The sequence below is a fragment of the Streptomyces sp. NPDC020489 genome, from assembly GCF_044386545.1.
In the GTDB taxonomy this organism is placed as follows: Bacteria; Actinomycetota; Actinomycetes; order Streptomycetales; family Streptomycetaceae; genus Streptomyces.
This window is the reverse complement of the sequence record NZ_JBIRUZ010000016.1, coordinates 43,754-69,284: the sequence shown is the minus strand read 5'-3', so window position 1 is coordinate 69,284 and position 25,531 is coordinate 43,754. Positions and strand designations below refer to the sequence as shown.

At 70.8% G+C, this 25,531-nt stretch carries 29 protein-coding genes and 1 pseudogene; 1 reads left to right on the top strand and 29 read right to left on the bottom strand.

Going from position 1 to position 25,531, the window contains the following annotated elements; all coding sequences use genetic code 11:
• Positions 1-77: 77 nt before the first annotated feature.
• From ACH41F_RS34360 to ACH41F_RS34225, 28 genes and pseudogenes are all read right to left on the bottom strand, one after another.
• Positions 78-746 carry a hypothetical protein gene (locus tag ACH41F_RS34360; protein WP_391238156.1) on the bottom strand — a complete coding sequence of 223 codons (669 nt, stop codon included), beginning with the start codon at positions 744-746 and terminating at the stop codon, positions 78-80.
• Complete coding sequence (locus ACH41F_RS34355; RefSeq protein WP_391238159.1) at positions 743-3,310, bottom strand: tyrosine-type recombinase/integrase; 2,568 nt, start codon at positions 3,308-3,310, stop codon at positions 743-745. Before ACH41F_RS34355 ends, ACH41F_RS34360 begins: the two co-directional genes overlap by 4 nt.
• Entirely contained in the window at positions 3,307-4,353 is a 1,047-nt protein-coding gene (locus tag ACH41F_RS34350) for a tyrosine-type recombinase/integrase (protein ID WP_398838964.1), read from the bottom strand. The genes ACH41F_RS34355 and ACH41F_RS34350 overlap by 4 nt, the downstream gene beginning before the upstream one ends.
• A 240-nt stretch (positions 4,354-4,593) precedes the next feature.
• Positions 4,594-4,887, bottom strand: coding sequence for a hypothetical protein (locus tag ACH41F_RS34345; protein WP_391238165.1), 294 nt, complete (start codon positions 4,885-4,887; stop codon positions 4,594-4,596).
• Positions 4,888-4,973: 86 nt separating this feature from the next.
• A complete protein-coding gene (locus tag ACH41F_RS34340) occupies positions 4,974-5,732 on the bottom strand; it encodes a DUF6884 domain-containing protein (RefSeq protein ID WP_391238168.1) in 759 nt (252 codons plus the stop codon).
• Positions 5,729-6,091 (bottom strand): hypothetical protein, encoded by a 363-nt coding sequence (locus ACH41F_RS34335; protein WP_391238170.1) that lies wholly within the window; start codon positions 6,089-6,091, stop codon positions 5,729-5,731. The genes ACH41F_RS34340 and ACH41F_RS34335 overlap by 4 nt, the downstream gene beginning before the upstream one ends.
• Positions 6,088-6,537 carry a hypothetical protein gene (locus tag ACH41F_RS34330; RefSeq protein WP_166630412.1) on the bottom strand — a complete coding sequence of 150 codons (450 nt, stop codon included), beginning with the start codon at positions 6,535-6,537 and terminating at the stop codon, positions 6,088-6,090. Before ACH41F_RS34330 ends, ACH41F_RS34335 begins: the two co-directional genes overlap by 4 nt.
• A 315-nt stretch (positions 6,538-6,852) precedes the next feature.
• On the bottom strand, positions 6,853-7,539 hold the full coding sequence (locus ACH41F_RS34325) for a hypothetical protein (protein ID WP_391238174.1): 687 nt from the start codon (positions 7,537-7,539) through the stop codon (positions 6,853-6,855).
• 128 nt (positions 7,540-7,667) lie between these two features.
• Positions 7,668-8,276, bottom strand: coding sequence for a hypothetical protein (locus tag ACH41F_RS34320; protein WP_391238177.1), 609 nt, complete (start codon positions 8,274-8,276; stop codon positions 7,668-7,670).
• 161 nt (positions 8,277-8,437) lie between these two features.
• Complete coding sequence (locus tag ACH41F_RS34315; RefSeq protein ID WP_391238180.1) at positions 8,438-9,433, bottom strand: DUF4007 family protein; 996 nt, start codon at positions 9,431-9,433, stop codon at positions 8,438-8,440.
• A 13-nt stretch (positions 9,434-9,446) separates the two neighbouring features.
• Positions 9,447-9,800: a hypothetical protein gene (locus ACH41F_RS34310; RefSeq protein WP_391238182.1), complete on the bottom strand. Its 354-nt coding sequence runs from the start codon at positions 9,798-9,800 to the stop codon at positions 9,447-9,449.
• Positions 9,801-9,849: 49 nt separating this feature from the next.
• Positions 9,850-10,866 (bottom strand): N-6 DNA methylase, encoded by a 1,017-nt coding sequence (locus ACH41F_RS34305; RefSeq protein ID WP_391238184.1) that lies wholly within the window; start codon positions 10,864-10,866, stop codon positions 9,850-9,852.
• Positions 10,867-11,010: 144 nt separating this feature from the next.
• The gene (locus tag ACH41F_RS34300; protein ID WP_391238317.1) at positions 11,011-11,376 is read right to left on the bottom strand and encodes a hypothetical protein; all 366 of its coding nucleotides are present in this window, start codon (positions 11,374-11,376) and stop codon (positions 11,011-11,013) included.
• Between the two features lie 134 nt (positions 11,377-11,510).
• On the bottom strand, positions 11,511-11,813 hold the full coding sequence (locus ACH41F_RS34295; protein ID WP_391238187.1) for a hypothetical protein: 303 nt from the start codon (positions 11,811-11,813) through the stop codon (positions 11,511-11,513).
• Between the two features lie 60 nt (positions 11,814-11,873).
• Positions 11,874-12,341, bottom strand: a complete 468-nt coding sequence (locus tag ACH41F_RS34290) for a hypothetical protein (RefSeq protein WP_391238190.1) — start codon at positions 12,339-12,341, stop codon at positions 11,874-11,876.
• 147 nt (positions 12,342-12,488) lie between these two features.
• Positions 12,489-12,722 (bottom strand): hypothetical protein, encoded by a 234-nt coding sequence (locus ACH41F_RS34285; RefSeq protein ID WP_391238193.1) that lies wholly within the window; start codon positions 12,720-12,722, stop codon positions 12,489-12,491.
• Between the two features lie 92 nt (positions 12,723-12,814).
• Positions 12,815-13,018 carry a hypothetical protein gene (locus ACH41F_RS34280; protein ID WP_391238196.1) on the bottom strand — a complete coding sequence of 68 codons (204 nt, stop codon included), beginning with the start codon at positions 13,016-13,018 and terminating at the stop codon, positions 12,815-12,817.
• A 45-nt stretch (positions 13,019-13,063) separates the two neighbouring features.
• On the bottom strand, positions 13,064-13,489 hold the full coding sequence (locus ACH41F_RS34275) for a GNAT family N-acetyltransferase (RefSeq protein ID WP_391238199.1): 426 nt from the start codon (positions 13,487-13,489) through the stop codon (positions 13,064-13,066).
• A gap of 156 nt (positions 13,490-13,645) precedes the next feature.
• Positions 13,646-14,203 carry a hypothetical protein gene (locus ACH41F_RS34270; RefSeq protein WP_166630422.1) on the bottom strand — a complete coding sequence of 186 codons (558 nt, stop codon included), beginning with the start codon at positions 14,201-14,203 and terminating at the stop codon, positions 13,646-13,648.
• Positions 14,204-14,490: 287 nt separating this feature from the next.
• The gene (locus ACH41F_RS34265; RefSeq protein ID WP_391238203.1) at positions 14,491-15,645 is read right to left on the bottom strand and encodes an Eco57I restriction-modification methylase domain-containing protein; all 1,155 of its coding nucleotides are present in this window, start codon (positions 15,643-15,645) and stop codon (positions 14,491-14,493) included.
• A 24-nt stretch (positions 15,646-15,669) separates the two neighbouring features.
• Positions 15,670-17,031 carry a hypothetical protein gene (locus ACH41F_RS34260; protein WP_391238205.1) on the bottom strand — a complete coding sequence of 454 codons (1,362 nt, stop codon included), beginning with the start codon at positions 17,029-17,031 and terminating at the stop codon, positions 15,670-15,672.
• Between the two features lie 66 nt (positions 17,032-17,097).
• The gene (locus ACH41F_RS34255) at positions 17,098-17,556 is read right to left on the bottom strand and encodes a hypothetical protein (RefSeq protein ID WP_391238208.1); all 459 of its coding nucleotides are present in this window, start codon (positions 17,554-17,556) and stop codon (positions 17,098-17,100) included.
• Entirely contained in the window at positions 17,553-18,539 is a 987-nt protein-coding gene (locus tag ACH41F_RS34250) for a hypothetical protein (protein WP_391238211.1), read from the bottom strand. The genes ACH41F_RS34255 and ACH41F_RS34250 overlap by 4 nt, the downstream gene beginning before the upstream one ends.
• 61 nt (positions 18,540-18,600) lie before the next feature.
• Positions 18,601-19,206 (bottom strand): hypothetical protein, encoded by a 606-nt coding sequence (locus ACH41F_RS34245; RefSeq protein WP_391238213.1) that lies wholly within the window; start codon positions 19,204-19,206, stop codon positions 18,601-18,603.
• Positions 19,203-19,553 (bottom strand): hypothetical protein, encoded by a 351-nt coding sequence (locus ACH41F_RS34240; RefSeq protein WP_391238215.1) that lies wholly within the window; start codon positions 19,551-19,553, stop codon positions 19,203-19,205. Before ACH41F_RS34240 ends, ACH41F_RS34245 begins: the two co-directional genes overlap by 4 nt.
• Before the next feature lie 188 nt (positions 19,554-19,741).
• Complete coding sequence (locus ACH41F_RS34235; RefSeq protein ID WP_391238217.1) at positions 19,742-20,512, bottom strand: hypothetical protein; 771 nt, start codon at positions 20,510-20,512, stop codon at positions 19,742-19,744.
• A 14-nt stretch (positions 20,513-20,526) separates the two neighbouring features.
• Positions 20,527-21,267, bottom strand: a complete 741-nt coding sequence (locus tag ACH41F_RS34230; protein WP_398838956.1) for a hypothetical protein — start codon at positions 21,265-21,267, stop codon at positions 20,527-20,529.
• Positions 21,268-21,438: 171 nt separating this feature from the next.
• Positions 21,439-21,897, bottom strand: a pseudogene (locus ACH41F_RS34225) (HU family DNA-binding protein); the annotation flags it as partial.
• Between the two features lie 307 nt (positions 21,898-22,204).
• On the opposite strand from ACH41F_RS34225, the gene ACH41F_RS34220 reads away from it, so the two are divergent.
• Entirely contained in the window at positions 22,205-23,800 is a 1,596-nt protein-coding gene (locus ACH41F_RS34220; protein ID WP_391238222.1) for an ADP-ribosylglycohydrolase family protein, read from the top strand.
• Between the two features lie 304 nt (positions 23,801-24,104).
• On the opposite strand, the gene ACH41F_RS34215 is transcribed toward ACH41F_RS34220, so the two are convergent.
• The gene (locus tag ACH41F_RS34215) at positions 24,105-25,319 is read right to left on the bottom strand and encodes a hypothetical protein (protein ID WP_391238225.1); all 1,215 of its coding nucleotides are present in this window, start codon (positions 25,317-25,319) and stop codon (positions 24,105-24,107) included.
• Positions 25,320-25,531 lie beyond the last annotated feature (212 nt).

Sequence of the window (25,531 nt, the reverse complement as noted above, 5' to 3'; positions counted from 1 at the left end):
GCCGAGGGTCTGCGGGAGTCGACCGAGTCGTGGGCCGGCCTGCTGCGCGACTGCCGCCGACCCGGCATGCGCGACCCTCAAGGGCCGGGAGGCTTGGAGGCTGCTGAGGCTGTTTGGGCTGGCCCCGGAGCAGCTGCGGCAATCAGCCGGCTGTTCTCGACCATCAGCCGTTGGTTGACATTGCGGAGTGCCTGCATGGCGGTCTCAGCTTGGCGGCCGGCCGCGAGTGCCGTGTCTCGTTGCTCGCGCAGTTCCTCCATCTCCGTGTCGCGCATGGAGCGGGCGTCCAGGCCGTCGCGGAGGCGGGCGCCCAGTTCGCGGGCGCGTAGCGTGCGTAGCTCGTTCTGGACTTTGTGAAGGGTCCGTTGCAGGGCGGCGTTCTGCTCCAGGAGCATGCGGTTCTCGACTTCGAGGGCTGCCTCCTTGCGTGCGGTCGCCGCTGCCGCCGCCCGCGGCCCATCTTGAGCAAGGTGCGCACGGACGGTCTCGGCTTCCGCTTTCAGGTCGCGGTGGCGTTGAAGGTACTGCGGATTGACGGCGGCCCGCCGGGTGATCTCCGCGTCGGAGAGGACCTGGCGGCTCTTGCGCATCGCGGCCAGGACGTCAAGGACCCGCTGTCGGCACTGTTCGCTGTCGGTACGCCGCCGTTGCACGGCGGCCGCCCTACCAGCATCGAGGACCTCGACCCGAGCGGCGGAGATCATCGCCTGGCCAGGCTTCTTGCGTGGGGCGGCCGGGCGCGTCATCCGGTCGTCCTTTCGATGACGATCGGGTCGACTGTCGGCTCGTCCAGACGCTGCCGTCCGGCCAGAACCGCCGCTACAGGGATGACTGTGAGGAACCGGTCCCTGGTGTAGAGCCAGGACTCCACCGTGGTCCGTTCCTCGAAGGTGAGGGAGCCGATGTCGGCTTCGCATTTACCGACGAGCTCGTCGATCTGCTGGATCTCCCTGCGCAGCAGCTCCAGGTTCGCCGCGCTCAAGGGCCCCGCGGTGAGTACGGTGCCGTAGGCGCTCTCCAGCGCAGCGAGCTGTTCCGCTTTCCCGGCGCGTAATTGGCGCAGCTCGGGCAGGTGGGTGAAGTCTGTGGTGTAGAAGGTGCAGGAGAAGCAGCGGTTGTACACCGGGCAGCCGTGCCCGTCGGCGCGGACGTTGTTCATCTCGTGGCAGCGTCCCGCGGGGACGGGCACCGAGCCGACGCCCGCGCGGATCCGGTCGGCCATATCGTCGTCGGGGGTGCGGGCGCGGATCCGGCCGCCGGTGAGGTCGAACTGGTACTTGGCGGCGATGGCGCGCACCGCTTCCACCCGCCGGGGGTGCGAGGGCCGGTAGTAGACCTGGGTGGTGGAGGGGTCCTGGTGGGCCATGAGGACTTGCAGGATGTCGAGCGGGACGCCGGCGTCGGCGCGGAGCTGGGCGTAGGTGTGCCGGAAGGCGTAGGGGAACACCCGTGCCGGGTCGAAGGGCTTGCCGTGTTCGTCGGTCACGGCGAACTGGTCGAGCCAGGTCTGAAGCCAGTAGCCGATCGTGCTGCTGTCGTAGGGCCGCTCGCCGAGCGCGTTGGCGCGGGAGCGGCGCGGGGTGGGGAACAACACCATGGAGGTCGAGCGGGGCCGTCCGTCTTCGTGGAACAGGTGCGGGGATTGGCGCCGCAGGTGGTCCTGTTGGCGGGTGATGACCTGGGCGTCGCTGGGATGGAGCGGGAGTTTGTGCCGCCGGCGGACCTTTTGCATCCAGTACGCGAGGAAGGGGTAGGACCGGCGGCGCGCCGTCCCGTCCGGGTCCTCCACGTCGATGTCGTGCCACTGAAGGCAGTCGAACTCCAGGTGGCGGAGTTCCCAGGGCCGCCGACCCACGCGCATGGCCAGCTCCACGCAGTTGCGGCGGGTCCCGGCCGGGAGCAGGGCGAGGTGGCGCTCGTCCATGAGCTGAAGGAAGACCTGCTCGGGTAAGGCGTCCTGAGAGCGCCCCTCCAGCTCGCTGGCCGTGTCGTCCTTCTCCGGGTACGGAGGCACGTCCATCTCCAGCAGATGGACATCCGCAGCATGATTGTCCGTGAGCCACGCCCGGCCGTGTTCGAGGACCTCGCGCAGCGTCTTCACCAGCTCGTAGTGGCGCACCGGGGTGACCAGCAACGGTCCGGCGCTGCGGCGGGAGGGCAGGAGGCGTTCGGCGACGATCTGCCGGACCGGGTCGTCGTCGTTGAGGAGCTGGTAGTCGCTGGTGTCGCGGGCTCGGTGCGTCATCCAGCGCAGGTAGGCGAGCATGCCGTCGCGGCCGACGTCGCCCGGCCGTCGGCCCTCGCCGGGAAGGGTGCGAAGGAACATCGCGAACCACCGGGCCGCGAAGCCGACGAGCATCAACCGTGCCGAGGAGGCGCCGCCGGCGGCGAGGCGCAGGAGGTACTGCTGGGCGAGGTGCGTAACCCAGGGAGCGTGGACATCCCCCAGATCGACGCTCCCGCCCTCGTAGCGGGGGTTGAGGATGTGCAGCCTGACCAGGGTCCGGGTGTGCTCGGTGGCCGGGTCGGCCTCCAGGAGCGGCAGGGTCCGTTGCCACAGCCGCAGGTACGTCGTCTTCGCGCCCTTGGACGGCAGTTCCGCGGCGGCCAGGTCATCGACCGCGTTGTCGCATAACCAGCGCACCGCCGACTTGACCTGGGCGGGGTTGATCCGGCCGCCCTGACGCAGCTGGGCCTCGTAGCCGCGCAGCACCTCCCGGGACCACGTCGCGACGGACGTATAGACCGCTGCTGCCGTCAGCGCCCACGCCTCGCGGTCAGGCGTCCCCGCGTTGGACCACTGCTTCTGATGGGGCAGGCATAGCCGGCTCCGCCGCACCACGGCCATGCGCGGACACACGCGGACCAGGCACTTCCCGAAGCCCGGACGAGGGGCGCGGCCCCGAGCGAGGTACTCCTCGACGGTCAGCCGGAGCATCCGGCGCTCGGAGGCGCAGCTCTTGCACAGGCCGTGGACCTCGGCGGCACGGTCGCAGCCCACCCGGCACCGGTGCTCGGCGTAGGTGCGGCGGGCGAGCGGCACGGGCGCGCTCGCACACCAGCTGTCGATGTCGCTGGGGGCGCCGGCCTCCCGCCAGTCGGACGCGCAGCGGTGGCACAGCCACGGCCAGCTCGTAGCCGGCCGGTCACACCCGGTGTGCCGACAGAGGCGCAGCGAGTGCCAGTCGGCGCCCAGAGGGAAGCGCAGCTGGAGCGGGGAGCGGTCGAGGCCATGCCGGGCCAGGTAGTCCCAGTCCGGTTCCAACCCGGCCACGGGGGCTGTGGCGGGCAGAGATGCGGAAGTCGTCATGCTGGTCCGAAGATCTTGTCGTTCACAGCCCGAGCGGCGTGGGCGACCCGGACGTCGGAGGGATTGCGGTAGACGTTCTGGCTGGCCACGTCGCGGTGGCCGAGCAGGCGCTGGAGCACGTCGCGCGCGACGTCGAGGTCGGCTGCGGTCTCGCCGAAGGTATGCCGCAGCATGTGCGGATGGATGTGCCGAATGCCCGCGTCCCGGGCAAGATCCGACACAAGATCCTGCACCCGCCGTGTACCGAGGACCTGCCCGCCCGGCTCTCCCGTGGGACCTGGGAACGACACGAAGGCCCAAGAGGCCTTGCCCGCCCTGGGGATGGTGAGACGTTCGCGCATCCAGTCGGCGTAGAGCATCACCACAGGCTCGGGCACGGGAACAACAACGGTGCCGCGGTTCTTGTTCGCCGCCCCGCGCGGATGACCGTCACGCTTCTCCAGGTGCAGGTGGGGACCCAGGCTGTATGGACAGCCCGGGACGGTACTGCCGACCGGCACGAGGTGAATGTCCTCACGCAGCAGGCCGACGACCTGGCCGACGCGCAGCGCGCACGCACCGAGCAGAGCGACCATGCAGCGGTCACGGGCGGTCTTCGCGGCACGCAGGAGGGCGGCGAACTCCTCGTGGCTGGCGGCCGGTGCCCGGCCGGAAGCATGACTCGGCCGCGGATCGACGCGGATACGCGGCTCAAGTAGCAGTTTTCCTGCCGCCGGGTGCGAAGCGGTGACGAACAGGGCGTCGACCGCCTTCGCGCTGATCCGGCGGAGGTCGGCCAAGTGCTGGTAGAAGCCGTGGATTGCCGCCAGGGCGGGGGCGAGCGTGGAGTCCTGTGGCAGCTGCCCCTGGCCACGGCCGCTCGTCAGCCGGGGCGTGGTCCGCAGCTTCATCAGGTAGTGCGGGAGCTCGGCGGCCGCGTGCTCCCGCGACAGGCCTTGTTCACCGCACCAGGCGTGGAAGCGCTTGAGGTGACCTGCGTACGCCTTTGTGGTCGATTCCGCGCGGGTCCGGCCGAAGCGCAGGTGGCAGAGGAAGCCGTCCACGTCCTCGACGACCCTCAAGGTGGGCCCGGCAAGAACCGTCCAGTAGGCCAGCGTGTCAGTGACCTCGACCCGCAGGATCTCGGCGGTCGGCCTGCCCGCAGCGAACACAAACGGAATGTAGCAGCTCGATCACTCAAAGGCATAACCGGTGGTGGAACCGTGCGCGAGTACACCAAGGGGCGCATGGATGATTCGACTCACTGGACCGCCTGCCCGAGAACGGAACGAGTCAGTCGACGCTCAGACCCGGTTCGTAGAAGGCTCCAGCGACGGGAAAACCCTGGTCAAAGCACGGCGGCTCATTGGGACGCCCAGGACGACGACACCCACCAGCAGTTGGCCGTCGACCACCTGGCCGTCGTCGCCCCCTGCGGGCTCGAGGTCCACCAGCCCGAACCGGTGGACTGCCGGCGGCCACCCCGACAGGTAGTGGTTGGCCTGGATGTACTCCCGGGCGGGCGCCTCCGCCAGCTCGACCACCTCGTAGCGGCGCCGGTCGAAGCCGCCTTGCGACGTATGGACCCACGTCGGCACACCGCGGCTCCACCGCTGAGCCCAGCCCTCGGCGCTGCCGGCAGCCATGGCCTCCCACCGAGCCGGAGCGGGCCCGAGCGGCGCGCTCACCGCTCCTGCCCGGCTTCGGCCCGCGCGGCGAGACGGATCTGGGAGAGGCGTTGTTTCATCTCCCCGATCCCGCCGGCTCCGGCGAGCGGCGCCTGAAGGTCCGGCCAGGAGTGCCGGGCGAGGGCCACGTACTTGCTGCCGGCCAGCACTGTCACCTCCGCCGACTCGATGCCGCGTTCCCGGACCTGCGCCTGCACGAAGTCCGCGCTGACGCTGTCGGGGTCGCCCACGGTGATGTCGTACGGGTCGATCTGTGTGGACAGGTCGAGGAGCCCGTGGGCGGCGGAGAGGATGTACTGGCGGCCGCCGTCCTGGAGCAGGGCTTTGGCCGTCTCCCGGCAGGAGCCGTGGAAGGTGCCGACGTACATCGCGCCGGCGGTCACGCGGCGGTCCTGCTTGGCCTTTCCGCAGCCGACGACGACGATCCGGAACCGGCCCGCGCCCTCGGCGCGGGCCCGCTGCCAGCCGTCCTCGGTCAGAGCACCGCCCCAGACGTCCAGCGCGTCCCGCGTCGCCTCCTGTCCACGAAGGACGTCGCGGCTCTGGTCCAGGCCGACGTAGCCGATGTCGGCGAGGGACGCCAGGGTCCGCAGGTTGACGGACTTGGGCAGCAGCCCGATCGGGTCCCTGGCCCCGGCGAGGAGGGCGCGGCGCTGGGCGGGGGTGATGCGGGGTGTGAAGGATCCGGCCGTACGCGGCCGGTCCGCGGCGCCTGACGTGGCCGTGGCGCTGTTGCGGGGGTGGTCGATGGTCATCGTGTTCCTCGTGATGGGGTCGGAGCCGGCGGGGTGTCGGCCCAGCGGGCGGGCAGGGTGGTGTCGCCGTCTTCCTCGCGGCGCTGGTCTTCCAGGTCGGCGGCGCGGACGCGGCTGCGGTGCCACTGCTCGGCGGTGTGGCCGCTCGGCCGGCGGCACCTTTGTCGGGGCGTGGCCTTGCACGTGGGGCAGGTCAGGGACGCCGGGCAGGTGTCGCCGATGTCCTCGCCGTCGCAGAAGCCGCAGGGCGGGGCCGTGGCCGGCAGTACGCGCCCGGCCACATCGACGAGGAGACCGGCCGCGCGCCAGGCGCGTTCCTCGGCTCTCGTCGACGGCGGCCCGAAGCTCTGGCGGTTCACGCTCCGCCTGTCTCGGCTGCCGGATCCGCGCGGACGAAGGACTCGCCCTCGGGCCAGATCGCGATGATCTTGTGGTGGGACAGGAACTCCTTGGCGACCGAGCCCGGCTCGGCGGTGAACAGCAGTGCGCGGCGGGCCGGGGAGAAGAATCGCGCGCAGTCGCTGATCACTCCGTACGCGGCGATGAGCGCCCGGTAGTGCGATCGGTGACAGGCCATCACCACCTCTCCGGCAGTCGCGTCGAAGAGGTCGGTGGACGCCAGGACGGGATCCGTGACGACGCGGTGCCGCAGGACACGGTGTCCCTTGGCCGTCAGGTGGAAGAGGTAGGCGGTCAGGACCGAGTCCTCGAAGCGGTCGGCCTCCTCGTCGTTGTCTCGGCCGGGCTGGGGGCGGGCCGGATCGGAAGGGGCCAGGTAGGCGACGTGCGGACTGTCGGTGGTCATGGTGTGGGCGCCTCCGGAGTCGGGTGAGGCGGCGCCGCGGCGACGGCGCGGCGCAGCATCCTGAAAAGAGAGGGGCAGTTGGGCGGCACGCCGTTGGTGGGGCGCATCCGCCGCGGTGCTGGGGCCAAGGGGTTCCCGGCACGGGCCGCGGGTGAGAAGACCTGAACTGGCCGACGCCATCGCGGTGGGGAACCGGCCGCGAGAGACGAGCGCTATCCCGGCGCCCACCTGCGGATGGGGGCGGGATCAGCCGCGACGGTACGTGCCCGGCCTGCCCAGGACTGGTTGAGGTCAGGCCGTAGCCGTCTGCTTCGATCACCCACCGCTCGACGGCAGCGGTGCCGCCCGGTCGAGCTTCGAGTACCGCTGGCTGACCTCGCGCGCCGAGTACGTGACCGGACGCCGGTCCTTCTCGTGGACCGTGACGACGATTCCGTCCGGAGACTCATCGAGCCCATCGACCCAGACGTACTGGAAGTACCCGCCGGCGGCGCTGTAGTGCATGAGGCGGTCCCCAGGGCCGACGGGGGCCTGGACTGTGCCGCCGGTGTACCGCTTGTAGGGCACGAGGACCTGCGGAACCCCTTCCGGCACCGCCAGGGCGCGATCGGTCAGCATGCCGGTCACGTGCTCCCTGATCAGCGCGTACAAGGCCCGGGGCGGCGGGTTCTCTGTCGCGAGTGCCACGAAGGCCAGTCGGAGCCCTTCGTCGTCTTGGGCAGGCGGGCATGCGCGGGTATCGGCGAGGGCGAGGACCTCTTCGGCGTACCGATGGGCGATGCGTCCGCAGTGCAGCTGTGCGGTGGCGGGGGAGTTCGCGGCGACGCACTCAGGACAGGTCAGGGGAGCGTCGGTGACGCGCGCCGGGTCGAGCTTCTCGTAGTGGTGGACGACCGCGTACCGGCCCGCGTCGCAGGCCACGTCAATCATGAAGCCGGTGTGGCTGTTGAGCAGGCCCTCGTGAACGGCGCCGTCGTGGCCGATGAGGTTCTTGTGGTCCATCTCGTCTCAACCGCCCCCAGGGGCGGCGTCCTCGCCTTCGGTGGGTACGTCGGTGGTTGGCTGGACGACTTGTGGTCCGGCGGCACGGGCGCGGTGCGCGCTATGGCCCCGCGCCCGTGCCGTCCGGCTCATTCGCTCAGGTAGAAGGTCACGCCACGGCACACGAAGCGGACCGGCCCCGTCGCGTTGATGGCCAGCTGGTGCGCCTCCTCCTCGGAGACCGAGCCCGGCTCCGTCACGATCTCGTCGAACCGGGTCTGGCCCTGGAGGTAGCGGATCAGCTCGTACTTGGCCTCCGGCCCGTCGAGCGGGAACGTCGACCCGCGCGGGGGGTGGTAATCGGTCAGGCCGCGCCCGACCCATCCGGCCGAGAGCCGGACCGGCGCGGGGAAGGGAACGCGGTGCGCGAGGTGCCGGGCGACGGCCTCGTGGGCACGCTGGTCCCACATCCCGTTCCAGACGTCGCTCGCGTTCTGTGCCTCCTCGTCGTACGCGGCCAGAGCCCGGCGCATGTTGAGGTACTCGTTGCCCTCCCGGAAGTGCCGGGACGTGGCCCAGTTGCCGTCCGCGTCGAAGCCGTCGTCCATCGATTGCCCGTCGTGCTGGCGGCCGACCATCCAGTGCCCCGTGGACTCCTCCACGCCGAGCCACACGCCCTCGAAGGAGCCGCGCCACGCCCGCCGCGCCTGGTGGACCACGGTCCAACCCTGGTGCTGTCCACCGGTCTTGATGCGCATGCGTGTCTCCTGGGCCTGTCTCGTCGGAAGGGGAGGGCGCGGGGCGCTCAAGCCGGGAGGCGAGCACCACCAACAAGAATCACAGTACACATAGAAACGCCAACAAGCAACGTGGCTTGTGTTCGTCTGAGCGATCCGCGCCCGCGGGAATCCGGAGTCCGTCAGGACAGGGACGAAGAACTCCCCTCCTCCGCATCACCGCTGGTGGCCGGCCGCAGGGCGGGATAGGCGCCGGCCAGGACGTCCTCGGCGAGAAGGACGGGCGGGCGCGAGTAGACGAGCGACTCCTCGCCGTCGCCGGACTGCACGACGGCCAGATCCGCATGCCTGTCCGCGACTTGATTCAGGGCACGGCGGAGGTCGGCGGTACCGGTGAGAAGGAGCCGGCCGGGCCCCAGGGGGTCGGAGGCGAGCCGCGCCAGGCTGATAGAGCCGGCCGCGGGGCTGGCGGTTCGGGCCGCGAAGTCCAGGCTCGCGTACGCCTGGACGGGCGCGGGGCAGTGGCGGCCGGCCATGCGGCGCAGGGCCACGAGGTGGCTGCGGTCGGCTGTGCGGTCGGCGGGCGGCTCGGGGTCGAGCAGGTGGAGGGTGCGGAACGGGTTGGAGAGCTCGTCCTCGATGTTCGCGGCGGTGGGGTTGCCGGGCGCGTACATGCTCACCAGGCAGGCGGTGTCCGACGCGAGTACCGACGCGGCCGGGGTCCTGTGGCCGGCCGCGTCGGCGGCGGCCGCCAAGCGCCCCTGCAGTTCCGCGCGGCTGGACCGGCTGAACGGGGAGTACCCGAAGAGATACCGCCAGGTGGGCACGTGACACGGCTCGGAGCTCACCAACCACCAGTGCAACAGCCAGAGACTGGCGTCGAGTTCGAGGTAGGGGTCGGCCCCGGTTTCCTCGTCCAGGAGCCAGTGGGCGCGGTTCGTCGGCACCAGGTCCTGGCCGTTGCGGGCGGCCAAGCCGAAGGCCTGGGACCAAAAGGCCATGGACGGGACCATGCTCTTGCCGACGCCGAGCACGACGGTCGCGTCGGGGCGGCGCAGGGCGGTCGGGTCCTGGCGCAGGGCGTCGTAGACCTTGCGGAGCCACCCGTAGCGCGGTGGGTAGCCACGGTGCCGGCCGAAGGCAGGCAGGCAGCCGGTCAGAGGAGTGCGGTTCGACACGGTGGTCCTTTGCTCAGTCGAGTGAGAGGGGGCTGCGGTCGGAAAGGGTGAGCCGGGCGACGAGACGTGCGAGGGAGTGCGCCCAGTCGGCCGGGGTGTCTGGAATGAGGAGGTCCTCGCTCCAGACGGTGCCGTCGCCGATAAGCGGCCGGCTGGTCAGCCGAACCTGGCTCGGACCGGCCGCGGCGCGGGAGAGGTCGAGTTCGTAGGACCGGGTTTCGGTGTCGATGTACCAGGACAACAGTCCCTCGGCGTCGGGACATCCGCAGGTCAGCACATACACGCTGGTACGGCTGGGTGCGGGCATGACGGCGCGCAGCGCCCGGGCTACGGCCTGGCTGTCGCTGTGGTCGTGGGTTTGTGCCACGGTTCCTCCTTCGGGCCCGGCCCACGAGGCGTGGGCCGGGGCGGGGCAGCTACCTGCTGGCCGTGAGGGCGTCCAGCAGCTGCTCGGTGGTGCGAGTGGCGATGGCGAAGCCGATCAGTTTCATGACGTCGTCGCGGTGGCGCGCCATGTCACGCTGCCGGGCAAGGGCTTCCTCGGCCAGGTCGGGCTGTGCGAGGACGTCTCCGCATCCGACGACCGCGCGGGGGCCCAGTTCCCAGACGAGGGTGTTGACGGCGGCTCCAGCGGCGGCCAGGGGGTCAAGTTCGAGCATGACCCAGCCGCGCTCTGCCGGGTCCTCGCCGTTGCGGCGCAGGTCCTGCGCTGCGGAGCGGAAGAGCCCTCCGGTTCCGGCGGCCGGCTCGAGCGCCCACTCACCGCGGTGGTGGCGCTTTCCTGTGCCGCCTTCGTCGGCCAGCATCGCGGCGATCAGATCGCTGATGTCGGGCGGAGTGTGGTACTCGCCGAGGCTGCGCCGGGAGTGATGGTGGCGTAGGGCTGTGATGACCCAGGACATCAGGTCGATCCGGGACCGCTCGGCGGGGTCGGTGTCTCCCGTGTGCCGGAGGACTCCGTGGCGCAGCGCGGCAAGGGCCACAGCACGCACGCCCGCGAGGTGGGTGTCGTGCAGGTCCTCCCTGGTCCAGTCGAACAGCGGGCGGGCGGTGGCCCAAAGGTCGGGGCGAAGGGCGTAGTAGTAGTTGGCGCTATCGGCCAGGCCGCGGACCAGGACGCGCGGGGGTTGCGCGGCGATGTACGCGGCGATCGTGTCGGCGGCCGCCGCACCGGGGGACTTCTGGGGCCACAGGGCGAGGGCCGCGACGACCCCTGCGGGGATGTCGAGACGACTGCCGCCGGCGGCGTGCCAGGCTTCGGCGACCGCTTCGCCGAGGACGGAGCCGGCGCTACGGCTGACGGTGATCGGAGGACAGTCGGTCGTACCGGCGTGCCGGGCGCAGCTCGGGGCGGTGCAGTTCCGAGCCCTGTGGGTGAGCACCTGGTCAACGGCTTCGGTCACGAGGGCGGCGGTGGAATCAGCAGCGGGCATGAGGGTTCCAGGGCATGGGTGGGTGGTGTGTTGTGGTCAGGAGCAGGAAGCCGGTGCCGGGGCCGCGAGCGGGAAGGCGTCGTCCGCAGCCCCGGACCTGCACGTTGTGGTGATGGATGGCGTAGGGGCGCCAGCCGGCTCGTTTTAGAGGACTCCGCGGCGGGCCAGCTCGGGCTCGCACAGGGAGCACGTCCCGCACGGCGCGCTTTCGGCGCATCCCGGCTGCGGGAGGGCGTCGCCCTTGTCGTCCCCACGACGGACGAACTCGGGCCACTCGCGCTCGTAAAGGAACTCCCCGGCCCACTCCCGGGACTGGAACCCGGGGATGCGCGAAGCGTCGTTGGCCGTGTCCGGCTGGGCGACCCACGTGGTGGTGCCGTCCGGGAGGGCGTGTTCCCACACGTACCCGTACGCGGTGGTGCGGTCGGCCTTGCTCACCACGAGGAACCCGCGGGTGTAGTCGTTGTGGGCGGCCTGGAAGTCGATGTGCTGGGCGAGGCCGGGCAGCATGATCACGTCTCCGGGGTGAGGGGGGTGCGGGTGGTGGAGAGGGATCCTGACCACGAGCCCGGGGCCCGCCGCCTCTTGGCGTACGGGACCGCGTGGGTTCCGGCGGAAGGGCCCCGGGCGCGTGGTCGGAAAGATCAGGTGTTCTGCGGTGCGGCGGAGGCCGCGGCGTACTTCACGCACGCGGGCATGGACTCGCGCAGATCCGGGCCGCGCAGTCCGCGGCTTCCGCGAGGCAGAAGCCCGCACTTGAGACGCTCTCGACCGTCACCGAGCCGCTTCAACACGGTGTTGGCGCAGCCTCCGCAGACGGCGGGCGGGTTGTCGAGATCGGCGCCGAGGAGCGGCACCCGAGTCGCGGGGTGTTCCCCGCGGTCGAGGTGCATGCGTATCGAGCCGCGGCCCGATCGAGCCGGGGCGGGGATCAGGGGCGTGGTCATGGTCAAGGTCCTTCCAGGTGGGATCGTTCGTGGGGGCGGCGGCACCGGGGCAGGGTTCGGCTACTTGGCCTTGCGCTGGTCGACTCGGTGGGCCTGCGATGCCGCGCGCATGACCTCGTCGAAGTCGAAGCCGAGGTTCTGGGCGTAGGCGCGCAGTTCGTTGAGCAGCACGTGCAGCGCCTTCGAGAAGGTGGGGTAGGGGTCCTCTGCCATGTGCACGCGGAGGGCGGCAGCGGCGTCGCTGGCGTGCACGTACACGTCGAAGAGGTGGTCTGCGGCGGCCGAATCGTCCGTGTTGTGGATCGGCGCGACGGACGGGTCGAGGTTCGGCATGGCGGCCAGGGGCCGTTCGTCGAGTCGCGCCTTCGCGTCGCCGTCGAGGCAGCGTTCGACGTCGGCGCGCATGTGACTGGCCAGGTGCATCAAGTCGGTGGTGACGTCCACCAGGGTCAGCCAGGCGTCGGCCCAGCCCCTCCGGTAGGCGAGAAGGGCGGCGTCTACCTCTGCCTCGTGGGCGACAGCAAGCATGGGAGGACTCCAGAGCAGTGAAGGGGTTTGTGCGGCGTGGACTCGGAGGCCCGCCAGCGATGTAATCAATCTACATACCGAAACGCGAATACGCAACATAGCGGGGAGTTGTAAACGGCGGCGCACCGGCCGCCTTGCTGGAGCCTTCTACCTGCCGGCGCCCCTGCGCGCCCGCTGCTGGGCCGGCAGATGCCGACGGGGCATCGTGCCGACGAAGACCAGGAGCGCCGTCAGTGCCACCCCGGCCGCAATGACCGCGCCGACAAGACTGGCGGGCTCCAGCACCCACACGCTGACCAGGGCGACGACTGCGCTCGGCGCGCCCCATCGCAGCGCCCATCGGACCCACGGGCTCGGGCTCTTGCCGTCGACAACCGGCATCAGTTCCTCCTTGGTTCTGGATGCCGGCTGATACCTGCATCCGTGGGTGAGTTCTGTCGCCCGGGAGGGCAGACACCCGGGCTGTGATCGGCTCAGGCGCGGAACTGCTCCCCGTCGAAGTACACGCCACGGGGCATCCGGGTGTTGGGAAGGACGCCCGAGACGACCGGGGAGGTGAGCCCCGGGACGTCGACGAAGGTCGTGTATCGGTCCAGGAGCCGGGCGGCCACCCGGGTATCGCCCCATCGGTGCCCGACCGCGTTCAGGGGGCCGAGGGCCACGTTCAGGCCGTCCATGATGGAGAAGCCGAGACCTTCGTAGTAACTCTCCAGCTCCGGGAATCAGTTGAGGGTCAGCAGTCCATAACCGGCGCGCGTGAAGCGGCGTACGGAATGCCGAATGAGTTCGGCCCCGATGCCTCGCCCGCGCTGCCCGGGATCCACCGCAACCGCGGTGACGATCGCGGTCCGTTCCGCCAGAAGGTGCGCCAGCGGCACGTCGATGCCGGGATGGTCGAAGAGCCACAGCGGAACGCCTCCGATGAGGACGCCGAGCGTCTCGCCTTCATCGTTTTCGGCCACGATCATCAGGGCCCGGAAGTGGGAGAGCGGCTCTTCCTGCGGCAGGGACAGGTTCGGCCGTACGTCCTCGAACGCGTCGGGATCGTCGGGGTTCACGTCGGCGAGGAGCCGCATGACGGCGTCCGCGTCGGTGGGCACCGCGTCGCGGAGGGTGATGCCGGGCAGGCGTGTGCGGGTGCTACGCATAGGGACTCCTGGGGCGGTATGAGGCGCGGTGCGTCGCCTCTGGGGTTGGCGGAAGGGAGGGCTGCCGGAGGGGCCTCAACGGCGGTTCGGGCTCTGAGGCCGGGCCGACCGGAGCTGAGAGCTGCCCGGGCGGCCCGGAGTGCTGTGCGAGGGACGTCAGTAGATGTGGCGGCCGTCAGGGACTGTCCGGCCGATCAGGCGCCAGGGCGGGCCGTCGTTCAGGACGCCCATCGGGCACCGATCCGGCTGGTGCGTCGACAGGTCGGCCTCGATGGCCGTGTACCAGTGCTGGGTGAGCGGGCACCGCGTTCCTCGTGCGCAACCCGGCCGCTCCGCGACGAAAACGTGGTAGACGTCCGTCGAAGTGGGGAGGGACCGGCGGAACGCGCCCGAGATGCGCTTGCCGTAAGCCGACGGGCTCTCGCTCCGGTACCGCCCCCATACCTGGATGCCGTAGACGAACTGCGTCTGGCCGCCGCGGTCGAGCCGCCAGCGCAGCACGGAGCCGTAGCGCGGGTTGTCGGGCCTGGACTCGTCCGCGCCCGCGGGCACCGCTCCGGTCATGTCGAGGACGGTCTGGCCGGTCCCGGTGAACGCCTGGGGTACGGCCAGCGCCCAGTACGAGGAGGCGTGCTTTCCCCACGGATGCAGCCTCCGCCGCCGGTACTGCGTCCCGGCCTTGCGGCGCTTTATCAGCGGCTTGTTCCGCTTCATCTGTATCAGTCCCCCGGATGTGCTGAGACGGGCGCGACGCCCGGAGCGGCGCTCGTCAAGTGGGTTGGTGTGGCGGGGCGTTGGCCCGAACTGAGAATGACAATACATAGTGAATCATAAATACGCAACATCTCAGGTGGTGGTGTCCCCGCTGCGCCGTGCGAGGTCCGCACCTGCTTGAAACCGGTCCCAGGCAAGCCGGTTGTCGACCGCGTCCTCGATCGCTCTCCAGACCAGCCCTCTCGCGGGGTCCTCCGGAACGTGGGGCTCTCCGCGGTTGCCCCGGATCACCGTGACCGTGTCGCCGACCGGTGGGCGGGCCCGTGGACGAGGATGCAGGTGGGTGTTCCGTGGCCGGGGATGTAGGCCCCGGAGGTGTCGATGATCCAGCGTGCGTCGAAGCGGGGGAGGAAATCGGTGATGTACCGCTTGCCGAACTCCCGCTTCATGAACGAGTTCGCGGTCAGCTGCGCCACGAAGCCGCCCGGGACGGCCAGGTGCTCGAGCATCAGCGCGGTGAAGGGCAGGGCCAGCGAGTACTTGCCGGCCGCCACCTGCGGGTACGCGGCGCGGACCTGGTCGCGGACGGCAGGGTCCTTCGGGGTGATGTACGGCGGGTTGGCCACGCACGCGTGGTAGGCGCCGGCGGCGAGCAGGGGCTCGGTGCGGTCCAGCAGGGAGTCGGCGGCGGCCACGTTGACGGGCCACGACGCCGGGACCTGGTCCAGGCTCACGCCGAGGACGGACGCCGAGCACGCCAGGAGCCGGTAGGCGGTCAGCGCGGCGGCGTACGCGTCAAGGTCCACGCCCGACACCGCTGCCAGAGCCCGCTCGACGGCCCGCGGCCCGTGCCCGACCGGAGCGGAGCGGCGGCCGCGGATCGGCGGGACGCGGGCCATGTGGAACGCAGCGACCGCGATGTGCCCGGTCCCGCAGGCGGGGTCGATCATCCGGACGTCGGCCGGCCCCCACTCCTCGATGGCCGGCTCCAGCGACAGGCGCAGCAGGAGGCGGGCGACCCAGGGCGGGGTCTGGCACAGGGCGCGCCCCTTGCGGGCTTCGTCGGACAGCAGCTGGTAGGCGTCACCCAGTGCGTAGCCGTCCACGCGGCGCCCGTCTTCGAGGGCGGGGTGCCGGTCCCAGAACTCCTCGATGGCGTTCCAGGCGGCGGAGCCGAGCGGCTGCTCCCACAGCGGCAGCACGGCCGGATCGGCGAGAGGGGCCAGGGCGGGGTGGCAGCCGGCGAGACTCTCCAGGGACTTCAGCAGGCCGTCCGGACCCGGCGGGCGTTCGTCGGCCGGAGCCAGGCCGTGCTCGTGGGCATGCCGGACGAGGGCCGCGGCGTGGCTCCAGAGGGCGGCCGTGCGCCGATCGCCGGTGTCGCGCGCGACCGCGGCGGTGAGTCTGTCGTAGGCGGCGGGGGGCAGGGTGCGTGTGGTCATCTCTCCTCGCAGGGGGATCGGGGACTACTGGCCGGCGGTCATCGCGGCCCAGACACCGGCGAAGCCGGAGCGGGCCTTGTCCTGCACGCCGGCCGGGGCGGTCACGTAGAAGTCCTCGACCGTGCCGTAGGTCTTGGCGTCCGGCCGGACGCGGGTGCGCACGCGGTCGATGCCAGCGCCGTGGGCTTTCGTGGAGTGCTCGACGGGGCGGTCCAGGGCCGTGGCGGCGTTGTGCAGGAAGGTGCCGACTTCGGAACGGCTGCCGGTGCGGACGGTCTTCACGGACCGGTAGACCGTGCCCTTGAAGCTGCTGTCGCGGCACTCGGGCTTGGAGCAGCGGTCGCCGTGCGCGGTGTGGCACTCGGGCCGGCGGCCGGCGGTGTAGGCGCGCTGCAACCGGTAGACCGCCCACGGCTCCTCGTCCAGCCGGGCGTTGAACTGGCCGAGCGCCTCAGCGTTCTGGTCGTCGGTGACCCGCCTGAACAGGGTGTCGTCCTTGTAGAGGGAGCTGTTGTCGTTCAGGGCCATCGACAGGTACTCAAGACGCAGCACGCGCGCGGCGAGGTCGGGGTACTTCCGCAGCCGCTTCAGGTGGTCCGGCTGGGGCGAACACACCCCAGCAAACGGGCATACCGGGCAATACGACTTGGACATGTCGATGCCGAGGCGGTCCTTGACGTAGCCCTGCACGTCCTCGCGGCCCCAGCCGAGCCTGAGCAAGGGGTAGTCCAGGGCGAAGGTCTCGTAGCCGGCCTTCTTGTTGCGCTTGGCCTGGAACTTGTTCGCCTTGACCGCGCGCTTGTACTCGTCCGCGTTGTAGCCGAAGAGCTTGCCGACGGTCTGCCCGCCCGCTCGCTCGAGCTGGAGGCGGTCGATCGTCCAAGCCTTGTGCTTCTGGCTGCATACGTGACCGCCGGCGTACTGGGGAACCGTGCCGTTCTCCTCCAGTTCGTCCATGAGCGTCCATGGACCCCGGCTGAACACCTTGCCGGGGTTCTTGGTGTCGGAGAGGACTTCGACACCTGCCGAGTCGGGGCGCCCAGCCCGCGCGACCTGCGTGTATCGAATGCCCTTCTCCCGCAGCAACGGCAGGACGTGGTTCTCGACGTCGGCGATCGTGTCGGGAAACTCGAACCCGGTCATCGCCGTCACGATCGAGAAGTCGGAGAAGTCTTCGGCGATCCCGAAGGCGGTCGGATCGTTGATGATCGCCAGGGCCAGCGCCGTCGAGTCGACGCCGAGGCCGAAGTTGAGCGACTTGTGCTTCGTCGCGCGGAAGGATGCCAGAGCCTCCGCGGAGGCGACCTCGGCCGGAGCCGGTCCGCCGGACGACGGCGTTGCGGGGACGGCATCGAGGTCGGGTTCGAACAGCGTGAGGGAAGCCATGGGCGTACCTGTGGGGGAGGGGCAGGTGCGGCTGGGAAGGGTCGCACCCGCCGGCGGACAGGAGGGTCAGGGCTGCGGCTTCGCGGCGCGTGCGGCGTCGAGGCCTGCGGGAGTGAGGTAGGGCCGGTGCTTCGGGCCGGTGCGGCCGTCGTCGCCGTCGGTGGGCTGGGGGACGCCGTCGGCGTCGCGGTACTCGACGATGGCGAGGCGGGCGAGGGCGGCGGCGGTGGGCCAGGTGACGTTCCTCAGCGCGCCGTCCTCGTCGGCGGAGTCGACGGCGGCCAGCTGGGAGTCGTTCAGGATCGACCGCCGTCCGGCGCCGGTGATGACGTACGGTCCGACGCCCTGCGCCTGCGCTGTCTCCGGCGGCAGCCGGTAGCCGTCGCCGTCGTTGCGGTAGACCAGGCCGTCGTCCAGGTAGACCTGGAGCGTCGTACGGCTGCCGTGCGATGCGAGGTGCCCCGAGGGATGTGCGCACGCGGCGCGGAGATGCTTGGGCGCCGGCGGGTAGGCGTTGCTGGTCATCGCGGGCCCTCCAGTGCGAGGACCGGTGCCGGGGCGAGCGCTGCGGCCCGCGGGTTGATCGCTGCCTTGACCTTGCGCCCGCAGCCGGGGCGCTCGCACTGCTCCGTCGCCCGGGGGTTGTGCCACTGGCAGATCGGGCAGCTCCACATCAGCCCCGCCGAGACCGCCACCGAGGAGATCACGGCCCGCTGCTCCGGGTCGGCAGCGTCCAGGAGCTGCTCCAGTACGGGGGGATGCGGGGCGTAGTGGTTGCTGTCGTCGAGGATGACGGTGTCCTCGACGACGACGCGCAGCGGCACGGTCCCGTCCGGCCGGACGACGTGCTCGGGGTCGGCGCTGTCGAGGTGGACCGAGACCCGCACCACGCCGTCCTCGGCGTCCAGGTAGCCGAAGACGAGCACGCCGGCCACCTCGATGCACGACGGCCCCTGGTCATCGGCGGCGTAGAAGACCGCGGCGCGGTTGAGGCCCTCGGCCGTCACGGCGTCGGGGAAGACGAAGTTCAGGGGAGCAATGCGGGAGCGCTGCGCCCGCCCGATCTCCTCGCAGTACAGCTCAAAGCCCTGATCGGGCACCGCATCGCCGTCGGGACCGTAGTAGAGATCGACCGCTTCGGCGTCGTCGGCCGGGGGCTCGTCGGGCACGTCGCCCTGGCCGCCCACGTTGGCCCAGCTGCCGCGCACCTGCGAGGCGAGCTCCGCGAGGGCAGCGCCTTCCGTGGCGTAGGGCGCCGTGGTGTCCTCGTGGCGGGTCCAGATGCGCAGCATCCAGACCTGCTGGCCCGGGCGAGGCCCCAGGATGGCGGAGACGGCCGGGGACCGGCCGCCGGCTGCCTCGGCGACGATCTCGGCGTGAGCGCGCTGGGCGAGTTCACGGTACTGCGGGGGCAGTTCGGCGGCGGCCAGTGAGGGGGCCAGGGCCCCTGCGATGCGCACCAGACTCTCGATGTCGGAAGGGCGGAAGCGTTCAGCGAGCACGGTCATCCTCATCGGTGGCAGAACGTGGCGGGCAAGGTGGCCCGCCAGGCGTGGAAGGGGGGAAGGGCTAGGCGCCCAGATCAAGGAGCGCCGCGACCAGGGCGAGGGCGCGCTTACGCTCGGGGGAGACCCGCACGCGGCGGATGCGCTTCGGGTCGGAAGGGAGCCGGATGCCCACGGCCGCGCCGTGTCCGTCACGGTGCAGCTCGTACTGGTCCGCTGAGAGCATCCAGGCGTCCCAGTCGTCGGCCTTGCGCCCGGCGCGCACCAGGGATTCTGCGGTGGGTGCCGTCGCGGGGCAGGAGCAGGCCGGGTCGTCGCACGGACGGCCCGCCGGATGCCGGGAGATGACGCCGCCCGAACGGTAGGTGGCTCTGGTGCCGTTGAGCATCGGGCACGCCTTCTCCGAATACATCAGGCAGGGCGGGTGGAGTCCCGGTTCCGGCGCGTACCCGATGGCCACGTCCTGGGGGCGGACCAGCACGTAGAACCACCGCTCCAGCGGCCGTTCGCAGATCTGGCACAGGCCGTTCTCGAAGGCTCGGGTGCGTTTGCCCGGGTCGAGGCCGCCGAAGACCGGCAGACCGTTGTGCTCGAACGAGACGTACGGGACGACCAGGCCGCCGTGCGTGGGACGGTGCGCGCACGCCGCGGGGATCGCCGGGGCGCTCACTGGGAATCACCGCCGGAGAGCTCCCAGGAGGGGCGGGCGAGCTCGACCAGGAAGGTGTAGGCGGCGTTGCTGGCCTGGAGCTGGCGGACGACGGGGAGCTGCCGGTACCGGCTGAGGAACTCGCCGATGGTCAGAGCGGTGTTGTGCGAGTCGTCCGGGTAGCTGCCGTGGTCGAGGGGGACCAGGCGGTCGCCCTCGTACTGCGGCCACGTGTACGCGGCGAGGAGCACGGCCTGGCTCCAGTTGTGCGGGTTGGCGCGGATCTTGACGAGCTCGGCGCCGGGCGCCAGTTCCCTGAGCGAGTCGAGGGGCGGTGTCCGGCGCGGTTGGGGGGTGCTCGGGCCCATGACGGTCTCCCAGTTCGAGGCGGGCTTCGGCGGCCCGGGGCGGTGAGATGGAGGGCTGCGGGGTTCGCCACGCAGCGGTGCAGTGGCCTGGCGGCCGCCCTCACGGCGCCGACGAGGGGCGGCGTTGGGGCTGTGGGGGAGGAGAGAGCGGCCGATCAACCAGACACGAGTACAGTACACATGGGAATCTAAATACGCAATATCAGGGCGTGGGGTGTCCGCTCATCCCCTTCGGGCACGGTGAACCGGGCCGACAGCAGCGCCGCACAGAGGTGCCGGATTCCTCCCTGCTCCCACATCGCCAGGGACTCGGGCACTGCGGCCGGCCACCACTGCACCGACACTCCGTCGCGCACCACGTCGACCGCGACTCCGTACCCGTCGTCCTTGCTCCAGTCAGCCATGCGCACGTGCGGGCTCAGCACCTCAACTGCACCCTCATGAAGGCGGATCGCCTCCTCCTTCGCGCTGCGGGCCGCCTGCCGCAGAGCCTTCGCCTGTGCGGCGGACACCGGACGGTAGACGGTGCTAGCTCCCTCGTCCTCCGCGAGGATGACAAGGGCTCCCCCCTGCGCCGCGAGCACACGATCCCGGCCGACTTCGGCGACCAGCTCGAGCAGTTGCTCCGCGGAGACGACCGTGTCGAGTCCGCTCTCGGGAACGGCGGAGGCCCGGTAGTGCCCGTTCCGCACCAAGTCCAGGGCGTGCTTGACGTCCAGCATGGCGCGGGCGAGCTCGGCGGAGCCGGGCCGCCCGTTCGCGGCATAGCGGGTCAGCCGCTGATGGACCAGGGCCGCTTCGCGCTCGTCGGGCTCGTCGAACTGGTTGGCGAGCACCTCACGCACGGCAAGGTCGATCACCTGCGCCAGGTACCCGGCGCTGAAGGACCTGCGCCGGAGCATGCGAAGCGCCGTCTGCTTGGACGAGCCGGCAGGGACGACGGCTGATGCCTGGGACACGAGGTGACTCCTCCTCAATTCGCCGGTCGCGAGCCGGGCTGGCCGATGTATGTGGTCCACGCCTCGTACTCGGCGGTGGTGAGAATCGGCGGCGGGACGATGGGGGCGCGCCCGAAGCACTGGTCACAGGCGTGTACGTCCGGCTCGGCGCCGGTGGCGTCAGTGCCGCGGCCCGGCAAGGCGGTGCCGCAGATGGGCAGGTTCGCCGGGACGGACGGGTCCAGCCGCAGATGCAGTTCGTGGCCGTGGAGGACCGGACGGACCGCGGCGACGGGCTCCGGTTCGGAGGCGGGGCCGAAATGTTCTGCCAGGAACCGCACGACAAGGGCGTGAGCTGCCTGAGCCCGCTCGTCCAGGGTTCGCGTGTCCGCCGGCGGCAGCTCGACGACCCGCAGGGATTCCCGCATCTCTGCGGTCAGGCGGTCGACGAGGACCCGCCCCTCGGCGAGGAACTGCGGGGCGTCGCCGCGGGGGTCGTCGCTGCGCTTGCCGACCCAGATCCACGACAGGGGTACGAACGCGGCGAGCTCGCTGAGGAGCCCGTACCAGCGGCTCACCGCCCACGTGGCGTAGGTGCCGCATGGCCTGTGGTGGCAGGAGCCGGCTGGCGCCTGGCAGGCGCGCAGTTCGAAGCGGAAGCCGAGCTCGGCCGCGTCCGTCCGAAGGATGCCGAGCTCCGACACACCGCCGTTCTGCCGTGTCCACCAAGCCGGTTCACCGCCTAGCAGCGGACCGGGCGCGGTGCTGCGCCCCATCCCCTGCGCCTCCGCTGAACGGGCAGAGGCCAGAGTCCGATGGGCAGAGACGACGCGGGTGCCGTCGATCACGAGGTAGTTCATCAGAAGTCTCTCCGGTCCGGCCGGGCGCGCCAGCGCCCGGCCGTCGAGCTGGGAACGCCGGGATGGAGGCCCGGCAACGGCGGATCAGGCGAGCGACTTCTTGGGGGTGGCCTTGACGGCCTTCTTCGCCGGGCCTGTCTTCTTGGCCCCCGCTCCCGACTTCTTCGTGGCGGCCTTCTTGGCCGCCGCCTTCTTCACCACGGCGGAGGCGCCGGTGAGGCTTCCCTTGGGGGCCTTCCTGACGGAGACCTCGCCGCCCTTGGGCAGCTTCTTGTCACCGCTGACGAGGTCCTTGAAGCCCTGTCCGGCCCGGAAGCGGGGGGTGGAGGTCTTCTTGACCCGCACCCGCTCGCCAGTCTGGGGGTTGCGGGCGTAGCGGGCCGGTCGGTCGACCTTCTCGAACGAGCCGAATCCGGTGACGGAGACGCGGTCTCCGGCGACGACAGCGCGAACGATGGCGTCGAGCACGTGGTCGACAGCGTCGGCGGCCTGCTGGCGACCGCCCATCTTGTCCGCGATCGCGTCGACGAGCTGGGCCTTGTTCATGGCAGAACTCCTCTAGGTGAGCGTGCACTTCGATGCCGGACGCGCGGCCGCTGATGTCCAGGGGGCGCGGTGCCGACGAAGGGAAGCGGGGCGCGTCATCCAGGACGGTCGAGCGCCTCCGACGACAGCTAAAGTACACATGGAAATAGAAACACGCAACGCTAATCGTCATGTTGACGAAAGTAGTTCGGTCGTGTCACTCTGACGTAGCGACAGCGGGTTTGAGCGCACGGCGAGTTGACGCCGCGCTCCCCGCCCCGCCCCCCCTCAGACCACGCACGCAGCACATGACCTCGGGAGAACACCCGTGAATGCCAAGCTCGTTGACCCCACGATCCCTACCCTGACCCCGGCGGCCCACCCGCTCGATGCCCACGCTACCGACCGCGCAGCCGGCGTCCTCCTCGGCGCCGCGTGCGGCGACGCCCTCGGCGTCCCCTACGAGTTCGCCCGCCGACTGGGCCCCGACGAGCAGCCCGCCATGATCGGCGGCGGCCTGGGCCCCTACAAGCCCGGCGAGTACTCCGACGACACCCAGATGCACGTCTGCATCGCCGCCGTCGCGTCCACCGGCGCCGACCTCACCAGCCCGACCGCACTCGATCAGATCGCCCGCAACTTCCACCGCTGGCGCGACGGAGGCGCCAGCGACATCGGGAACCAGACCAGCAGCGTGCTCCGCGCCGCGAAGAACCACAAGACGGGCACGCCCGCCCAGGCCATGACGGCGGAAGCCGACGCCTACACCGCCCGCACCCGGTTCAGCGCGGGCAACGGCTCGCTGATGCGGACCGGCATCGTCGCCCTCGCCTACCTGGACGACGCTGACGGAATGGTCCAGGCCGCCACCATGATCAGCTCCCTCACCCACAGCGACCCCGAGTGCGTCGAAGCGTGCATCCTGTGGTGCGCGGGCATCCGAACCGCCGTGCTGGAAGGCCACTTCGACGGAGTCCGTGACGGCATCGCGCTGCTCCCCGAGGACCGACAGGAGATCTGGCACGCGAGGCTGGACGAGGCCGAGGCGAACCCGCCCCACCACTGGACCCGCAATGGGTACGTCGTCACGGCCCTCCAGGCCGCGTGGTCCGCCATCACCAATACGCCCGTTCCCGAGCTGGCCCCGGAGCGTGGATCGTTCCCCGCCCAGCACTTCCAGCTCGCCACCGAAGCGGCGGTCCGCGCGGGGGATGACACGGACACCGTGGCCGCTATCGCGGGCGCCCTCCTGGGAGCGCGCTGGGGCGTGTCCGCCATCCCGCTCGCCTGGCAGCAGGCGGTGAACGGCTGGCCCACGATGTCCGGCCCCGATCTCGTCCGCTTGGCCGTCCTGACCGCCCGCAAGGGCATGGACGACGGTGACGGCTGGCCCTCGGCCCCGCGCGTCAAGATCCCCGGCTCCGCCGGAAAGGGCTACGTCGCACAGCACCCCGCCGACGCCGGAGTCCTGCTCGGCAACCTCCCCATGACCGAGTTCGCTGGCACACCGCCGGTCGATGCGGTCGTCTCCCTGTGCCGCGTCGGGCAGGGGCCGATCTTCTCCTCGACCGACATCGAACACGTCCGCGTCTGGCTGGTCGACAGGGAAGGCGAGAACTCCAACCTCCACTACGCCCTCGACCAGGCGGCCCGCCAGGTGCTCCGGCTCCGCAAGGAAGGCAAGCGGGTCTTCCTCCACTGCGTCGCGGGCCGCTCGCGCACCCCCGCCGTGGCAGCGACGTACAGCACGCTCCTGGGAACGGACCCCCGCACCGCCCTGACGGAGGTCTGGGCGACCCTGGGCAAGCACTGGACCCTCCTGGCGCACCCGCAGCTCCACGACGCCGTGTACGAACTGGCCGGGCAGCAGCCGTACCGGCCGCAGTCCCGCCCTCGCCGCCGCTTCTTCCGCAAGCGCAGCTGACCCGGGCGACGCGCCACACCGCTGAAGCCAGAAGCGCGGCCTCCATCCGGAGGCCGCGCTTTCGTCATCGTGAGCATGAAGAACTTGACGCCCTCGTCGCCACGGCGGACAACGCACCTGGGAACACCCGGCAGATCTCACCACGACGTGCGAGACCCCAGCAGGAAAGCCGAGAGCCCGCCGGTCGCCTGACCGGCGGGCTCTCTCGTTTCCAGCGACCGTCCGCCCAACCGTTCCGTGGGCTGGCCCATCTGGTCGGTCAAGAGCCGGGAGCCGCTCGACAGGGCAAGGCCACCAAGGCCTCCTAGCGCCTGGGACCGAAGCGGCCGGATCCCCTGCGGCTGAGGACGAACTCGTAGACCGTCTCGCGATACCAGTGATCCTGGAAGACCCGAGGCTTCTTGCCGTCATCGGCAGTCCGGTCTGCGAACGGGACCTGTCCGCGGGCGTGGTAGGCACGGATGGTCTCGCGCGCGAGGGCCTCGCCACGGGTAGTCATGCCCAGCACCTCGGCGAAGTCGTAGATGTCCAGCAGGTCCCGCGGATCTCCTTCGGGCAGATCGTGGACCAGGGCCGGCCCGGTTCCCTTGAAGGCCGCCCAGACATGCGGACGGTGCTTCTCCACCCACGCGTCGACCTCGTGCTGGTCATACGTACGCGGCTGCGTGCTCCGCGGCGCAGGGAAAGCCCGACGAACGACCTTGTCGCCCTCGCGCTTCTCCTTGACCTTGGTCCACTGGAGACCGGTGTACTCGGAGACGCCGTACCGCGGACCAATCATCTCCGCAGTGAGCTCCGCCTGTTCGCCCTGCGCCTCGGCGGCCGGCTCCGCCGCCGGCGCCCGGTCGGCGAGTTCCTTCTGGGCGCCGGCGTCCTCGTCGGTTGCCGACGAGTCGGCCCACGCACGGCTGGACAGCTGAGCGCGTCGTTGAGCTTTGGCCCAGGTACTCCGGCGATTCTCGCGCACCCACTCGTCGACTTCGGTCGCGCTGTAGCCGTGCTCGCCGGCCTCAGGGAACCCCTCAGCGCGGATCCATCCTCGGGCTGTCTGCCCGCTGACGCTGTACGTGGTCGCGATTCCCTGGGCGTCCAGGTGCTCCGTGCGCGCGATGGTCGAGCGGCCCGGAAGCTCGCTGCCGGCTGCAGGGGCATGCTCGCTGGCCACCGGTTCCTCGGCTTTCGTCTGCCGGCGCATGCGCCGCGGACGGTTCACGAACTTGTAGGCCGTCTCGCGGTACCACTTCCGCTCCGTGACCTCCGGCTTCTTCCCGTCACCTGGCGTGCGGTCGGGGCCGGGCAGGACCTTCCTGGAGAGGTACCCGCGCAGGGTGGCTTCCGGCACCGGCTCCGTCCGCCCGAGGGCCTGGCCCTCCCAGGCGCAGATGTCCGACAGCGTCACCAAGTCCTTCGGCCTGCCGGCGGGCAGGCCGAACGGGTTGTCCGAGTCCTGCCCCTTCGCCCAGTGGACCGGGAGGTTTTCCTTCAGCCACGCGTCCACCAACGCGGCGTCGCGGACCAAGGTCCGTCCGGGACCAGACGGCCAACCCTCCGGGAAACCCGGGAGCGTGGTCCAGTAGGCCACGTTGCCTTCGTTGGCCTCGTACTTCTCCGCGATGTCCTGTGAGGTCACGAGTTCATCAGCGTCGGCGGGAATCACCGTTACTCCTTGTCGGACCGGCAGTGAACCCGCAGGCCGTGGTCGAGGTCCCGCGGGTGGGGGCCTGGTCGGTC